The organism is Paenibacillus sp. PAMC 26794 (assembly GCF_000316035.1).
Classification (GTDB): Bacteria; Bacillota; Bacilli; order Paenibacillales; family Paenibacillaceae; genus Paenibacillus.
Genome location: NZ_ANHX01000021.1, coordinates 1 through 16,185, shown reverse-complemented (window position 1 = coordinate 16,185; position 16,185 = coordinate 1). Strand labels below are relative to the sequence as shown.

Genomic DNA, 16,185 nt, shown 5'->3' with positions numbered 1-16,185 from the left:
TTAGGGATTTTGTCCGATCTCGTTTATTAATCATGGCATTTGGGGTAGTACTCTATAGATGAAGTTATGTTCAGGTCGATCTATTCATACGGAATACATTCAGAATCTCATAAAGGAGGACATGTAATGTCGAAATCCATTACAGAGAGCCGATCTCTGTTCGAACAATTGTATACGCACGCACCAATCGGCATTGCTGTCGCATCGCATGTAAATGGACGGTGGTTGCAGCTTAATCCTGCATTTTGCGAGATGCTTGCATACAGTGAAGATGAACTGATCGATACTTCGGTCATACATATGATCTACGAAGAAGATCTGCACATGGAGGAATTCCGCAGCAAGTTCTGGGAAATGACCCATGAAACAAGTCCGATGTACGAGACGGAGGTTCGTCTGAAACGAAAGGACGGTTCGTTATTATGGGCAACCATTAGAGCTTGCATTGTTAGGGATGAAACAAATGGTGAGCCGTTGTATTTGCTGGTACAAGCTGCTGATATTACGAAACAAAAAGATGCAGAGGAAATTCTCATTGTACAACGTAAGCAATTGGAAGAGAGCAGTCGCATCTCTCGCCTGCTGGCGGAGTCTTCACTAGACCTGATTGCAATACATGATGCCGATTCTAGTCGTACATTTAAATATGTATCGAATGCATGTACGAGTATGTTGGGCTATGAATTGGAAGAAGTTATAGGTAAGCCGGGAACATTCGTTATCTATCCGGAGGATGTACCTTTGGTTGAAGCGTACGTGGAAGAGCAGAGAAAGGGCCTGGCTCCCAAACGGATCAGTTATCGTCTTTTGCATAAGGATGGATCTACGGTGTGGGCAGATACCATTACACATTATGTGTATGACAGTGCAGGTGAACTGATAGAGCTCGTCGCTGTAACCCGGGATATCACAGCCAGCCAGCAACAACAGTTAAGCATGCAGGAGTACAGATCGTTATTTGACTGTAATCCCCTAGGTGTGGCTTCTCTTGATCTGGAAGGCAATCTGCTGAAAGCCAATATGGGTCAGGAACAGTTGACAGGACACACCAAGGAGGAACTGCTGAGTCGACCTTTTGATCACCTCATTGATCCTGTGGATTTGGAGAAGACTCGATATCATTTTGAGGAAACGGTGAAGGGCACTGCACAGAGCTACGAGATAGGCTTAATTCACAAAAATGGGCAGCGAATTGAAACAAATGTGATTAATGTTCCTATTATACTTGAGGACAAAGTTGTTGGGGTCTACGGGATTACCAGTGACATTACAGAGTCCAAACGTTACGTCGAGGAAATCGAGAATCTCAGTTATGAACGGGCATTGATTCTGAATGGCATGTCTGAGGGTGTTATTGGACTGGACCTTGATGGGAATCTGAACTTTGCCAATCCAGCCGCTGCGGAGATCATGAATTTCTGTCCAAGTGAAATGAATGGCAAAGCACTAGAGCAGTTGATGATCCAAATGCAGAGCGAAGGCATCCCCTACCCATCCAAGGATACACCTATTCTACAGGCTGTTCGTGAGGGGCGAGGTCTGCCGCGTACCGAATCCGTATTCTGGAGACAGGATGGGTCCAGTTTCCTGGCGGAGTTCCAATTGAAGCCTATTATGGATCAGGGTAGAACCCGCGGAGCAGTTCTGGTCTTCCGTGATATGACATCTGTTAAGGACATCATACGTGCCAAGGAAGCAGCAGAGCATGCAGACCGAGCAAAGTCCGAGTTTCTTGCCATCATGAGTCATGAGCTTCGTACGCCTTTGAACGGCATCATGGGCATGGCCCACCTGTTAATGGAAACCGAGCTGGATGATGAACAGAAAGGTTTTGCGGAAATCATGATTGATAGTGGTCAATCCCTTTTGTACATTTTGAACGAAATTTTGGATTTCAGCAAAATCGAAGCAGGCAAAATGGATCTTGAGCGCGCACCTGTAGATATTAAGGCGATGCTGGGCGGGGTGATCGAGCTATTTGCACTGAAGGCATCAGAGAAAAATATTGAACTCTATTGTGAAGTGTCGGATCACATTCCTGAACGCATTCGAGGGGATGAGACACGAATCCGGCAGATTTTGATTAATTTGGTGGGGAACGCCGTTAAATTCACAGAGCAGGGCCGTATTATGGTGAGCGTAGGTGCTGATTACTCAGATGAGCATGGTCAGGATAACCTGATGTTGACCTTTAAGGTGAGAGATACGGGGATCGGCATTCCAATAGAAAAGCAGCATCAGTTGTTCCAGTCCTTCTCACAGCTTGATCCAGCCATCAATCGCAAATTTGGCGGGACAGGTCTGGGGCTTGCGATCAGTAAAAAACTAGTGGAATTAATGGGCGGAGCGATTGGCGTACAGAGTGAGATCGGTGAGGGGGCAGAATTCCAGTTCACCCTCGTAGTTGAGCGGTGGTTAGAGGAAAGTAGCGACCCGGTCGAAATCACCGCGAATGATGAACTGCAATTGGATCGAGCTAGTCTTGCCCATGACATCAAAATTTTGATTGCTGAGGATCAAGCGGTCAACAGTCATCTGTTGGAGGAGATGCTGCGCAAGTTTGGCGGAGTATGTGATATCGTTGAGAATGGTGCACAGGCCGTCGATTCATTGAACAAGGTTCAATATGACCTGGTGTTTATGGATATTCAAATGCCAGTTATGGATGGGATTGAAGCGACCTGCCGCATCAGACAGAGCCACCCAGACATACCGGTTATTGCAGCGATTACAGCTTTTGCAGGCGCGGGTGACCGTGAGGAGTGTCTGAAAAGCGGAATGCAGGACTTTATCAGCAAACCGTTTCATTCCACGGAGATTAGCCGCGTACTGAATACATGGGTTCCATATATTCGCTCTCAAAGGGTAACGTAACGGAAAAATAACCTGCGCCTTGAAATTCAAGGTACAGGTTATTCTGTCATTTACGACCAGCCTCCGATTAACCCGGAGAGGGTTACGCATTCGTCATCTTCCAAATCTGCAATCAGAGTGAGTTCTTCGTTGTCTTGTGGATCAACGGAGAATAATTCACGGCGTCCGTCCTCATGCACAATAATGACTAACTGATGGCCGCCCTTTGTATCAAACTGGTACTTAACTCCGATACCAGGTAGTGGGCATTCGCGGATATTCATGAAACCTGTCACCTCTTTAGCTTTGCTTAATAAAAAATTAACCGTTCACACAGTACGGATGTATTCTACTATCCATAACACCGTTTGGCAAGTCACAAATAAAATTGGTGTGAAGAATTAATTTTTTCCACGATGTGATCTTGCACTATGGCGCTGTCTGGCCCGTCTGCGACGAACAAAAAACCAAATGAGCAGAGCAACGATTAATAATAGACCAATGACTGCAATGATGATGATATTCCGGATATTGGGAACCTGTACAGTCAGATCCAGTTTATTCATCTGGAGGGGTGAAACGTGCCAAATGAGCGTTTTTCCGCCATCCTCCACTTGATCCGCATTGGAATTGGCTGCCTTGATGGGCAAAGACAACTTAAAGTCAAAGTTAACATCTTTTAACAAGAGGTTCTTCAGAAAGCTAGGCACCTTGTTAATCTGATTTTTGATCTCACCATCCGGCATGGACTCCATGAGGTCGGCTTCTGCTGTAATGCGCATCTTGGAAGTGAAGAAGCCGGGTGAAGTTGATTGTTCAACCTTGATCCCTTGTGGTAACTCGGATGTATCAGAGTTGGTTGTATTGCTTTTTTCATAATGAGTTGTTGCTGTGAGTTGTTTCTGATCTCCCTGTTCCGAAACCTCTGCCTGGAAATTATTTCGATTCAATGCATCTGCGATCAGAGGCATGAGATTGTCTTGTCCAATCTTTCCAAGAGCAGAGTTAGTTACATTGAGATTGAGATCCAGATCCGTTGATCCATCCATATTAACCGTTAGATGCGCTTCTCCATCCGCACAGGCGGATAAAATAGATAACATAAGGACTAGTAAAACAGTAAGCATTAGCTGACGTAAAGGGATGCGAGTCGACATGTCTTTCAACCTTTCTGCGTAAATATCCAAATTCCAATTCATAGAAGTATAGTATACACCGTAAGTATGGCGGATGAAACTTTGACAGTGCAGCGAGATAAGCATGATACAGAGTGAATGTGGAAATAATTGATTTATTAAAATTAAAGATTTCGTATTTTTGTCAATGTTCGGTCAATTCAAACGGCGTTTCACCGTGTACACTAGTAGTAGTGTGATGAATATACGGAAGCAGGGAGGTTACATTCATGACATATATCATTATTATGGCTGTTATTATGGTCGTAGGCATGGTCGGAATGGGCTGGTTCTATCAGATTATGGATAAAGACCAAAGCTAGTATTTTTTAAATGTGAAAAGAAGAGAGACAACCTATAAGCTGGCTTCGCTAACGCGAGGCGGGCTTATTTGTGTGGGGAAAATTTCGAAGCATTGACCTTACATTAACACGTAATATATGTAACCATGAATGTTGTACAATTTGACCGATGGACAAATATTTTTCGTAATTATGGGATTTTTTAGCTGCTCTTTTGTATAATAGGGGGTAGTTTAACTCGGGATACTCCCGAGATTCTGCCAAACAGGAAAGGGTGTACATAAATGAAATTTAGTGAGTATACGTATACACGTCCGAATCTGGAACACATCAAGACATCTTTCCGTGAGCTGTTGAGCGGTTTTGAAGCTGCGGCAACGGTTGAAGAACAGAGTGGGTTCATGGATCAGATTAACGCGCTGCGCAGTGATTTTGAGACACAAGCCCAACTGGTCTACATCCGTCATTCCATTGATACCAATGATGAGTTTTACAAGACGGAGAACGAATTTCTGGATGAGAATGCACCAATTGTGCAGGAATATATTACGGATTTTTACCGTGCATTGGTTAACTCCAAATTCCGCAACGAGTTGGAACAAAAATGGGGTTCACAGCTGTTCCAGTTGGCGGATCTTTCACTGAAAACATTCAGCCCGGAAATTATTGAAGAACTCCAGAAGGAGAACAAACTTTCCACAGAATACAATCAGTTGATCGCATCGGCCAAAATTCCGTTCGAAGGTGAAGAGCGTACGTTGCCACAGCTTCATCCATTTGAACTGTCCACGGATCGCTCCATGCGGGAGCGTGCTTCGGAAGCCAGATACACTTTCATGGCTGAACATGAAGCTGAATTCGATCGCATTTACGATGAACTGGTTAAAGTACGTACACAGATCGCGAAGAAACTGGGTTATCCAAGCTATGTGGAACTCGGCTATGATCGCATGAACCGTACGGATTACAACGCAGAGATGGTAGCCAACTTCCGGGCCCAAGTTCGTGATTATATTGTACCTGTAGCGACCAAGCTCAGAGAGCGCCAGCGTAATCGGATTGATGTGGATACAATGTATTATTACGATCAGGGCTTCAGCTTCAAGACGGGTAACCCGACACCTAAGGGTGACGCGGACTGGATTATCGATAATGGTAAAAAAATGTACGCTGAATTATCACCAGAGACGGATGCATTTTTCCAGATGATGACCGAAAACGAGCTTATGGATCTGGTAAGCAAAAAAGGTAAACAGGGCGGCGGATATTGTACGTTCCTGAACGATTACAAAGTGCCGTTTATCTTCTCCAACTTCAACGGTACATCCGGTGATATTGATGTATTGACACATGAAGCAGGTCATGCTTTCCAAGTGTATGAGAGCCGTGATTTTGCAGTGCCTGAATACAACTGGCCGACATATGAATCGGCTGAGATTCATTCCATGAGTATGGAGTTCTTCACATGGCCGTGGATGCAGTTGTTCTTCAAGGAAGATACGGACAAGTACAAGTTTGATCACCTGTCTTCCGGTCTGTTGTTCATTCCGTATGGTGTAGCTGTGGATGAATTCCAGCATTTTGTGTATGCGAACCCGGATGCAACTCCAACGGAGCGCAAGCAGGCTTGGCGCAACATTGAGAAGACCTATCTGCCACACATCAATTACAAAGATAATGCGTATTTGGAGCAAGGTGGTTTCTGGCATAAGCAGGGTCACATTTTCTCATCGCCGTTCTACTACATTGACTACACGTTGGCACAAATCTGTGCATTCCAGTTCTGGAAACGCAGCAATGAGGACATGAAGTCCGCATGGGCCGACTATCTGACATTGTGCAAAGCGGGAGGAAGCCTGTCCTTCACTGGATTGGTTGAACTGGCTGGATTGAACTCTCCATTCGAGGACGGTTGTGTTTCCTCCGTCATTGGCGATATTGAGGCATGGCTTGACGGCGTGAACGATAAGGCGCTGTAGGCCTTCGCAAGGATGCTTTTAGTGAAAGTACCTTCGGTAAGGTATAAGTAGTAGATAAAGCTTTAAGATAGATAAGTAAGACGGCTTGGACACCTTCGGGGGTCTGGGTCGTCTTTTTCATTACGGATAAAAATCAACCTCAAGTGTAACATTTATCGGACTCATTGTGATTTATTTCACTATATCTGAAAACGGATTCAGTTACAATGGAGATAGTAAATCAGGGGTTACAGGAGGCTGGTTCAAATGGCAACACATGCATATTATGTTCCGCCCGTGAACTTGATGGGTAGAGGCTGTTTACAGGATGCAAGCCAGATGATTGAACAGATGGGTATCCGCAAGGCGCTGGTTGTAAGTGATCGTCAATTGATTACTTCAGGCGTTGCTGAACAGGTACTGTCTATATTAAGAAAATCAGGGTTAGACTATGTCGTATATGATGAGGTTCAGCCTAATCCAACATGTCAGAATGTACATGATGGACTACAAGTATTCCAGGATCATGGCTGTGACGCCATTATATCGATAGGTGGAGGTTCACCGCAGGATGCTGCCAAAGGCATTGGCATTGTAGCTACCAACGGTGGGCATATCCGTGAATATGAAGGATTTCATCAATCGAAACATAAGTCCGTGCCACTTGTGGCTGTTAACACAACGGCTGGCACATCGAGCGAGGTGACAATAAACTACGTGATTACAGATGAGGAACGTAAAGTGAAGATGGTGATGGTGGACCGCAACAGTCTGGTCTCCCTGTCGGTTAATGATCCGGAGCTGATGTTCAGCAAACCTGCAAGTCTCACAGCGGCCACAGGAATGGATGCGTTGACCCATGCCGTAGAAGCGATGGTTACACCGGGTGGATTTACAGTGACAAGTGCGACAGCTGCAGCAGCTGTTGAACTGATCTTTGAATATTTGCCAAGAGCCGTGAGAGACGGCAGTGATCTGGAAGCGCGGGAACATATGACGTATGCGTGTTTCCTTGGCGGGATTGCTTTTAATAATGCGGGCCTGGGTTATGTCCATGCGATGGCACATCAACTGGGTGGCGTATATGATCTGCCGCACGGTGTGTGCAACGCAATGTTACTCCCCTATGTGGAAGAGTTGAACGCCAAGCATGTACCCGGCAAATTCCGTCATATTGCAAAGGCAATTGGTATGGATGTGAAGGGTAGAAGAGATGAGGAGTGTTCCGATTACGTCATTGAGGCTATACGTCAGCTATCGAAGGAAGTTGGGATTCCTGAGAAACTGTCTGAACTGGGTGTAAAAGATCCCGATGTGGAACTGCTTGCCGATAACGCGATGAAAGATGCCTGTGCACCAGGCAATCCCTATCAACCGTCCAAGGATGAAGTGATGGAGCTGTTCCGTAAAATTATATAGATTTAGGCACAAAGAGAGCCAGAGTATATTCTGGCTTTTTTTAGTGTTGTGTGAACTTCTGAGTCCTTTGAATACGGAACCATTTCCTGTAATGGATATATTAGTTTTAATCCTGCTGTAAGCAATATTTTTTGTTTGACAGAGGGATTCCTTTGATCCATAATCAATCCATACTAATCAGATATGAATTATTGGAAGGGGATATTCAGACATGTCACAGTTTAAATTATCAGCCAGAAAGTCATTATGGGTAGGAGCTTTAGCGGTCCTATTATTGGTGATCGTTAGCGGATGCTCCGGGTCCAAGAATGAGTCCGCTCCCAATACAGCAGCTCAGCCAGGTGCTAGTCAAGGTACGGATGATAAATCAAAAACAGACGAGACTGCGGTGGGAGGGACTTATGTCTACGGCAGGCCAGCTTCTGTAACCTCGTTTGATTTGCATAATCAGATTACATCGAATAATGCTTTTGCCATTGATAAAGTATTTGAATCTTTGGTTGCTTTTGACAGCAAGGGAGAAATTGTGGACTGGCTTGCCAAGTCGCATAACATAAGTGATGACGGCTTAACGTATACATTTGTGTTACGTGACGGATTGAAATTCTCTAACGGCAGTGATGTTACTGCGGAAGATGCCGTATTCTCGCTTGAGCGGCATTTGAAGGTTGGCGGCCCGCTAGCTATATCTGCCAAAGTGGATACGGTCAAAGCAACGGGTAGCCATACATTGGTGATTACGCTTAAAGAGCCGTATACGCCGTTTATCTCTGAGCTTTCCAACTTCTCGAACGGTATTATTCCGAACAATTTTGGTGGAGCTACGGAGGAAGAATTTTTCAAGAAACCGGTAGGCACGGGACCGTTCGTGGTTGAGCAGTGGGACCCGGCAGGCGATGTGACCTTTACTAAGAACAGTCATTATTGGCAAGAAGGAAAACCTTCAGTGGATAAATTGGTGTACAAGCTGATTGAAGACGATAGTCAAGCCATCAACCAGCTGAAGGCAGGAGAAGTGAATGCGATTGAATCGTTGGCGCTGCAAAATGCCGATGAAATAAAGAATGGCGCGGATACAACTGTGGTAACGAACGGCAGTTGGGTGACAGAGCAAGTATTCTTCAATACGCTGGACAAGCATTTTTCCGATGTGCATGTTCGTCGTGCCCTGGCTCTGGCACTTGATCGTGACGGTCTGACTAAGGCGCTTACCTTTGGGTATGCACAGACCGCTAATTCATTGTTGCCTACGACCATTCCATATAATGCGAATGACACAATTAAGCCACTGAACTTTGATGTAACTGCGGCGAAGGCAGAACTGGCAAAATCGGCTTTCCCGGATGGATTCACTACCAAATTGCTTGTAGCCTCAGGCAACAGCACTAGAGCGCAAGAAGCACAAATCATTCAGGCGGCGGGAAAACAAATCGGCATCAACATCGAGATTGAATCGATTGAGCTGGCAACCTTCCGTGAACGATTCTTTGCTTATGATTTTGCAATAATGCTGAATAGTGGACAGGCAGATTCTCCGGAAGCAAACTCGATCATAGCTTTCCAGACCGATCCCGACGGATTCAGTAAATCGTACTGGACACATTACACCAATGATGAAGTTACCAAGCTTCTCTACCAAGGTCAAAAAACGGCAGACGGCGATGGTCGTGCGGAAATCTACTCCAAGCTGCTTCAGACGCTTGCCGATGAAGTACCTTATCTCCCGCTTTATTACCCGGACATTCTGATCGGCGCTCGTTCTTCCGTAGATGGACTCGTTGTGTTGCCTAACGGCAGCGTACGGTTCGAAGACGTTCATATTCAGAAATGAAGAAGTTCTGGTTGTTCAGCGTTGTAGGAAGAGCATTGGCAGTAATTTTTTGTGTGATGACAGCAGTCTTTTTTCTCATCCGTATGGTTCCAGGAGATCCCGCTAAAATGATTCTGGGCGAATATAGCACGCCAGAGGCGCTTGAGAGCATGCATCATGCTCTCGGGCTGGATCTTCCGGTGGGTGAACAGTACATCCGGTTTGTCAAAACGCTATTTACGCAGGGAGATACCGGCAACTCGATTATCAATGGAACCTCTACCCGGGAGTTGATTGCTGACCGGGCGCCGGTCACGCTGCTGCTCATCGGCATGGCTTGTGCTTTGGCTATTGTGATTGCCCTTGTGCTTGCTACACTGGCAGCTACGCATAAGGATAAGCTGCTGGATCATGTCATACGTATATTTCCTACGGTAACGCTAGGTATGCCAATCTTCTGGGTTGGCATCCTTTTGATTCTGCTGCTGAGTGTTCGTCTTCACTGGTTTCCCGTTGGTGGAGTCGGCGAAGGGTGGTGGGGCACCTTGTACAGTTTAACGCTTCCTGCCATTACCGTAGCTTTGTCACAGATTCCGACATTGGTTCGTTCATTGAGAGCCCAGATGCTTGAAGTACTGGAATCTGATTTTGTCGTTACTTTGAAGGCGGCGAGATTGCCAAGTCGGGTCATTTTGTTCAAACATGTCCTGCGCAATGCGGCTCTTCCAACGCTGATCCTTCTTGGTGTTAACATTTCTTATCTGATTGGCGGGACATTGGTCGTTGAACAAGTATTTGGCATTAAGGGAATCGGCAGTTTGCTGTTTAGTTCTATTTCTAAACGGGATTTCCCGGTCATTCAAGGCATAGCTCTTTACTGCGCTGTATCTGTGGTGATTATTAGTCTCCTGATAGAGATCCTTACCAGGTGGCTTGATCCCAGAACGAAAGGAAAAGCATGAACATGATAGGAACAGAACCTCGGTTATATGAAGAGCACTTGAACCCGACCCTCATGAACCGCATCTTAAAAATCCCTTCCCTGCTTGTGGGAGGTGTTATGTTTGCCGTGCTGATTATCTTGGCTGTGAGTATACCGTTTATTAGTCCATATGACCCTTCTGAGCAAAATTTGAGTGACTTTTTGCAGGCTCCTTCTGCGGAACATTGGCTCGGTACAGACCAATTGGGGCGTGACTTGTTTACAAGACTGATTTATGCCGCGCGAACCGACCTGAGTATTATGGTGTTGGCGGAAACTGTCCCTTTTTGCATGGGGATATTTTTGGGGATGCTTGCAGGGTATTACGGAAAATGGGTAGATAAGATTATATCGTTGATCACGGACACATTTATCGCGTTCCCTTTTTATCTAATCGTCATTATCGTGGCTTTTGCCAGCGGAGCAGGGGAGCGGGGAATTTATATTACGTTTATGCTCGTTGGCTGGATCGTATTTGCCCGTGTAGTCAGGGGCCTAAGTGCATCTTATCGCAAACAGGAATGGGTGGCTTCCGCACAGACATTGGGACTACCGGGAATACGAATTATCCTTCGTCATCTCCTGCCCAATGTATTGCCTCAGGCAGTTGTTGTGCTAATGACGGATATGGTCGGCCTGCTAGTGGCAATTGTTACGCTCGGATATCTGGGCATTGGCATCGCACCGCCTACCCCGGACTGGGGCACCATGATCTCGGATGGTCAATCCTTTATCACAACAGCTTGGTGGCTTTCGGCAGTTCCGGGATTCGCAGTGGTATACACTGGAATTGCTCTGTCCCTTGTTGGTGATGGGTTGGCCGATCTATGGAGGAAAAAATAATGTCCACAAGTCCGATTTTGGAAGTCAAGGCATTGTCACTGTCGACCAAGTCGAATCAAAAATTAGTCCAAGATGTTCATTTCTCGCTCGGTAGAGGGGAGAGTCTGGGATTAGTAGGTGAATCCGGTTCCGGAAAATCACTTACATTGCGTTCCATTCTGGGACTCCTGCCAAGCGGTGTGGAGCAGACTGGAGGCACCATTCGGAGTGACGTGAGCAGCGCAATGGTGTTTCAAGACCCGAGAGGTGCGCTCGATCCGCTCTGTACCGTTGTTAAACAACTATCCGAAGTTGTCTATTACAGGCAAAAGTTAAGCAAAAAGGCTTCAAGGGTAGCCGCACTGGAGTTGCTTGAACTGTTGGGTCTTCCCGACTCGCTAAAGCGTGAGGACCGATACCCTAGCCAGCTGTCAGGTGGGCAGTGTCAGCGGGTAGTCATTGCACTGGCTCTGGCGTGCAAGCCTGGCATTCTGCTCTGTGATGAGCCGACCACGGCCCTTGATGTTACGGTGCAGCAGCAAATTATAGAGACGATCACCCGATTGCAGCGTGAACTGGGCTTCGCCATGGTATTTGTAACACATAACCTTGCCATTGCAGCGACCCTGTGCTCGAAGTTGTGTGTGATGAAACAGGGGCGAATTGTAGAGCATGGAGATTCGCTTGCCATTTTGCAAAATCCACAAAATCCGTACACACAGATGCTGATTAACTCGGTGCTTCCTTTGCCGGAGCTTGAAGGGAGCGAATAACGATGGAACCAGCTTTGCAAATACAAAATGTATCGGTTCGTTATGGTGACTTTACTGCACTGGACCACATTGAATTGAATCTCCAGCATCATACAACACTTGGTCTTGTCGGTGAGTCTGGTTCGGGGAAATCTACTCTTGCGAGGGTTATTGCCGGTTTGATCACGCCCGATGAGGGGCAAATTCTGCTGGGAAATCAAACATTGAGAAAGAAGAGAAGTCGTGAGCAATATAAAAAAATACAGATGATTTTCCAAAATCCGGATGCCTCGCTGAATCCCAAGCATTCCATCCGGCAGATTCTTGCTGAAGCGCTGTTGTTTCATCGGATTGTGGCCCGTTCACAGGTGGAGAAAAGATCGAGAGAGCTCCTGGCCCGTGTTCAGTTAGAGAGTAAAGCACTGGACAAGTATCCTCACGAATTCTCCGGCGGACAACGCCAACGGATTGCGATCGCACGCGCAATAAGCGTGGAGCCGAGCCTGCTCATTGCGGATGAACCGACGAGTGCACTGGATGTTTCTGTGCAGCTGAGTGTGCTTGAACTGTTCAATTCTCTAAAGCGTGAGCTTAATCTTACGTTGTTGTTCATCTCTCATGATCTGGGAGTCATTCATGCCATTAGCGATACGGTAGCAGTTATGCGGCAGGGTCAACTTGTGGAAATCAGTCCCAAGGAGCAATTCTTCACACGACCTGAAACGGCGTATAGTCGAGAATTGCTATCCGCCGTTCCAAAGATGCCGAAATTAATTTCATCAGGAGGTTTATATGAGCCAACCATATAAAGGATTTGTACCGCTTACGCGTAGTGAATACGAGACACTTACACAGTTGCTCTCCAGTCTTTTATCTACGGAGCATCCCCCTGTAATCATCCCTGGAGAGGCGATCTTGGGCATAGAGGCCGTGGCAGCCGGAATATCCGCGCCAGGTCGTACCATTGTCAATGTCGTGACAGGCCCTTACGGCAGTTTATTTGGTCAATGGCTTGAACGTGGTGGTGCAGCGGTGATCGAAGTTAAAGTTCCTTTTGATGAAGTTGTACCTGCGAAGGAGGTTGCTGCCGCGATTGAACGGTATAAACCGTCCGCGTTATCCTTTGTTCAAGCCGAGGTGGTTACAGGTGGATCAAATCCAGCGGAGGAAATCATAAAGATTGCCCGTTCGCACAAACTGATTACGGTGAGCGACTCCGTCTCGGCAGTTGGGGGAGAGGCTCTACCGGTTGATGAATGGGGCGTGGATTTTGTAGCTATCGGTGCGCAAAAAGCTCTCGCTGGGCCTAATGGCATCAGCGCTGTAAGCATTTCGCCGCGCGGCTGGAAATTTCTTGAATCCAATGCGTATGCGCCGCGTAACTCCATTCTCTCTTTGCTTGATCTGAAGCCATCCGGGAAGGGGACTGCACCAGTACGTGTTCCTCCCAACATTCCAACGCTGGAGGCCAGAGCGCTCATCTCGGCATTGACAGCGATCGAGTCAGAAGGGTTGGAGCAGGTGATCAAGCGTCATGAACGCGCTGCTGCATCAGCCATTGCCGGTATTCAGGCTTTAGGTCTGGAGCCTTGGCAAAAAGATAGCAAAACGTATTCTACACTGACTACGACGGTTCGAATTTCCGGGGAGGAGAAGTTGCATATCGATCACCCGATCGGCATTGTTGCTCCGGGGGACGGAGAACTTTTTGGTCAGCTGCTGCGAATTAATCATTTTGGGGCTAATGCATCCTTGTCGGGCGTGGAGGAAGCGGTTGCGACTATTGCCGCATTATTGAATCAGGACCATGAGCAGGCAGTCCAGGCTGTTCGCCTCGTTTGGGGGAAATGAATATGACTCAGGTAAATTCGGAAGATCAAAACTTCAAGCATATTTTTATAGCAGGTATTGAAGGCAAACGCTTCGATATCTCGATTCAGAATGGCCGGTTTGCATCAGTTGTAGAATCCATGTCACAGTATAATCATCAGGTTCGTCCAGATACTAATTTGTGGATTAGCCCGGGCTTAATTGACCTGCATACGCATCTGGCATGGACAGACTTCGACCACTCGGATCAATTGAAGCGTGATAAGCACGAGATTGAAGTCATGCAGGCGCAAGCTTTTGCAGCTACGCTTAGGACTGGCGTAACCACCGCTCGTGATGCAGGTGGATTATTGCCTAGGACGGCTCAGCATCTTGCTGAATACTATGGACATCCTCTCAAGGTTGAAACCAGCAGTGATATGTTGGGTGCGGCAGATGCCCACGGTGTGAAGCATCTGGAACAACGGTTGAACGATATATTTGATACAGGCGCAGGCTGGGTTAAAATCATGGCAACAGGTGGACTTGGAGCGCCTACTGAACAAGTGTTAGATCCCGTATTTTCGGAGGAAGAGTTTGCATTCATCGTTCGCCATGCACATGCTCATCATAAAAAGGTGCTTGTTCATACCTGGGGAGGCGTGACGATCGACTGGTCCATCCAGGCAGGGGTCGAATCAGTGGAACATGGAATGTTCTTAACCGAGGATCAGGCTGGCAGACTTGCTGAGTCCCGAACCGCCTTTGTGCCTACCACATCAATCTATCGGATTGCCGCAGATCCAAAAGGTGTGCTGGCGTTGCCTGCTGTTATTAGTGATCGTGCCGCACGTGCTGCTGAAGCTCATTCCACAGCCATCGGATATGCCAAAAGAGCAGGAGTCCGTTTCGGGTTCGGTACCGATTATGCCACACCTGCGCTCCATGGCTACAACCTGCAAGAGCTGGATACGCTGATCGACTATGGCTTGACCCGGACAGAAGCATGGCAGTCTGCGACGACCCATGCTGCCGAGATTATTGGGCGTGGCGACGAATTGGGGCAGATTGCAGAAGGTTATCTTGCGGACGCTGTTATTTTCAATGCCGATCCGTATCATACGAAAAATGCAGATCAGCTGCGGGAGAGTATTGTTTACGTTATTACCGAAACGCAGAAACCATAAATTTGGTTTCTGCGTTTTTCTTTCTAAGAAAATCAGTATTGGCTAGTCTATAGCACTTTGGACATCTTCACAAATAAGCTGGCATGCGCAATAATGTAGGTCGAGCGATGCGACATATCATATATACATCAGGAGGCACTATGAAACTCGGCAATCATGATTTAAATACATATATCAAGCAGTATGAAATCTATTTAAGCGTAGAACGGAATTTATCCGACAAATCCATAAAAGCCTATCGATCTGACCTCAACCGACTCGTAGAGTGGCTCAATGACAATCATTTACATGATGTGAACAGAGATAATTTAAGAAAGTACTTGGAACAATTAACAAGTACACACACATTGAAAGACTCAACGATCAAAAGAAAATACATATGCTTTAGAGCATTTTTTAATTATTTGGTGCAAGAAGGGGACATTGCCGAATCGCCCATTTCTGGTTTTGGAAGAAATTTTAAAACAGCAAGACGTATTCCGAAGACTCTTTCAGTGACCGAGGTTGAAAGGTTGTTAAACGCGCCACAAGAACATATGAAGCAATTACATACTATTTTCAGAAGACGAATCAACCAGCGCAATGATGCTATTATCGAATTGCTTTACGTAATCGGCATTCGTATCGGTGAATTAGTGAATATTGATATGGAACACATCGATCTGGAAGAAAAAACAGTGTTGATCTTTGGGAAAGGTCGTAAAGAGCGCTTATTGTATATTTCGAGCAACGAGGTAATCCTTAAGATTAAAACTTGGCTGCATGCTCGCGAGCATTTCGATTCCAAGTCTAATGCGTTGTTTATCAATAAGTATGGCGATCGACTTTCGATTTATTCCATTGAAGATATTTACTCCAAATACAGGGACTTGTCTAAGGTTAGCAAAAAATCGACACCTCATTACCTCAGACATAGCTTTGCTACACACCTACTGAACAACGGGGCAGATTTGCGCTCAGTGCAGGAAATTTTAGGGCATACGAACGTCAGTACAACTCAAATTTATACAGAGGTGTCTGTTGAGCGGAAGAAGGATGTGCTGTCGAGGTTCAATCCGAGAATAACTTGAAAGTGTAGAATAGAACCTCCAAATAACTATAAATTATTTGGAGGTC

13 protein-coding genes are annotated in these 16,185 nt (G+C 46.2%); 11 read left to right on the top strand and 2 right to left on the bottom strand.

Going from position 1 to position 16,185, the window contains the following annotated elements:
* Positions 1-126: 126 nt before the first annotated feature.
* Positions 127-2,874: a PAS domain S-box protein gene (locus D829_RS0110795; protein WP_017688900.1), complete on the top strand. Its 2,748-nt coding sequence runs from the start codon at positions 127-129 to the stop codon at positions 2,872-2,874.
* A gap of 50 nt (positions 2,875-2,924) precedes the next feature.
* Here the strand turns inward: D829_RS0110795 and D829_RS30830 are convergent, their stop codons facing one another.
* Entirely contained in the window at positions 2,925-3,137 is a 213-nt protein-coding gene (locus tag D829_RS30830; protein ID WP_017688899.1) for a hypothetical protein, read from the bottom strand.
* A gap of 117 nt (positions 3,138-3,254) precedes the next feature.
* Complete coding sequence (locus D829_RS0110785) at positions 3,255-4,010, bottom strand: DUF3153 domain-containing protein (RefSeq protein ID WP_193748467.1); 756 nt, start codon at positions 4,008-4,010, stop codon at positions 3,255-3,257.
* A 604-nt stretch (positions 4,011-4,614) separates the two neighbouring features.
* Here D829_RS0110785 and D829_RS0110775 point away from each other — a divergent pair.
* From D829_RS0110775 to D829_RS0110730, 10 genes are all read left to right on the top strand, one after another.
* Entirely contained in the window at positions 4,615-6,309 is a 1,695-nt protein-coding gene (locus D829_RS0110775; protein WP_017688896.1) for a M3 family oligoendopeptidase, read from the top strand.
* Positions 6,310-6,555: 246 nt separating this feature from the next.
* Positions 6,556-7,707 (top strand): iron-containing alcohol dehydrogenase, encoded by a 1,152-nt coding sequence (locus tag D829_RS0110770; RefSeq protein ID WP_017688895.1) that lies wholly within the window; start codon positions 6,556-6,558, stop codon positions 7,705-7,707.
* A gap of 211 nt (positions 7,708-7,918) precedes the next feature.
* Positions 7,919-9,538 (top strand): ABC transporter substrate-binding protein, encoded by a 1,620-nt coding sequence (locus tag D829_RS0110765; protein WP_017688894.1) that lies wholly within the window; start codon positions 7,919-7,921, stop codon positions 9,536-9,538.
* Positions 9,535-10,479, top strand: coding sequence for an ABC transporter permease (locus tag D829_RS0110760; protein WP_241230762.1), 945 nt, complete (start codon positions 9,535-9,537; stop codon positions 10,477-10,479). The genes D829_RS0110765 and D829_RS0110760 overlap by 4 nt, the downstream gene beginning before the upstream one ends.
* 2 nt (positions 10,480-10,481) lie before the next feature.
* Positions 10,482-11,342 carry an ABC transporter permease gene (locus tag D829_RS0110755; RefSeq protein ID WP_017688892.1) on the top strand — a complete coding sequence of 287 codons (861 nt, stop codon included), beginning with the start codon at positions 10,482-10,484 and terminating at the stop codon, positions 11,340-11,342.
* Entirely contained in the window at positions 11,342-12,094 is a 753-nt protein-coding gene (locus D829_RS0110750) for an ABC transporter ATP-binding protein (RefSeq protein ID WP_017688891.1), read from the top strand. Before D829_RS0110755 ends, D829_RS0110750 begins: the two co-directional genes overlap by 1 nt.
* A 2-nt stretch (positions 12,095-12,096) precedes the next feature.
* Positions 12,097-12,882 carry an ATP-binding cassette domain-containing protein gene (locus tag D829_RS0110745; protein WP_017688890.1) on the top strand — a complete coding sequence of 262 codons (786 nt, stop codon included), beginning with the start codon at positions 12,097-12,099 and terminating at the stop codon, positions 12,880-12,882.
* A complete protein-coding gene (locus D829_RS0110740; protein WP_017688889.1) occupies positions 12,866-13,924 on the top strand; it encodes an aminotransferase class V-fold PLP-dependent enzyme in 1,059 nt (352 codons plus the stop codon). Before D829_RS0110745 ends, D829_RS0110740 begins: the two co-directional genes overlap by 17 nt.
* Before the next feature lie 2 nt (positions 13,925-13,926).
* The gene (locus D829_RS0110735; protein WP_017688888.1) at positions 13,927-15,069 is read left to right on the top strand and encodes an amidohydrolase family protein; all 1,143 of its coding nucleotides are present in this window, start codon (positions 13,927-13,929) and stop codon (positions 15,067-15,069) included.
* A 140-nt stretch (positions 15,070-15,209) separates the two neighbouring features.
* The gene (locus D829_RS0110730) at positions 15,210-16,139 is read left to right on the top strand and encodes a tyrosine-type recombinase/integrase (RefSeq protein WP_017688887.1); all 930 of its coding nucleotides are present in this window, start codon (positions 15,210-15,212) and stop codon (positions 16,137-16,139) included.
* Positions 16,140-16,185: the final 46 nt, after the last annotated feature.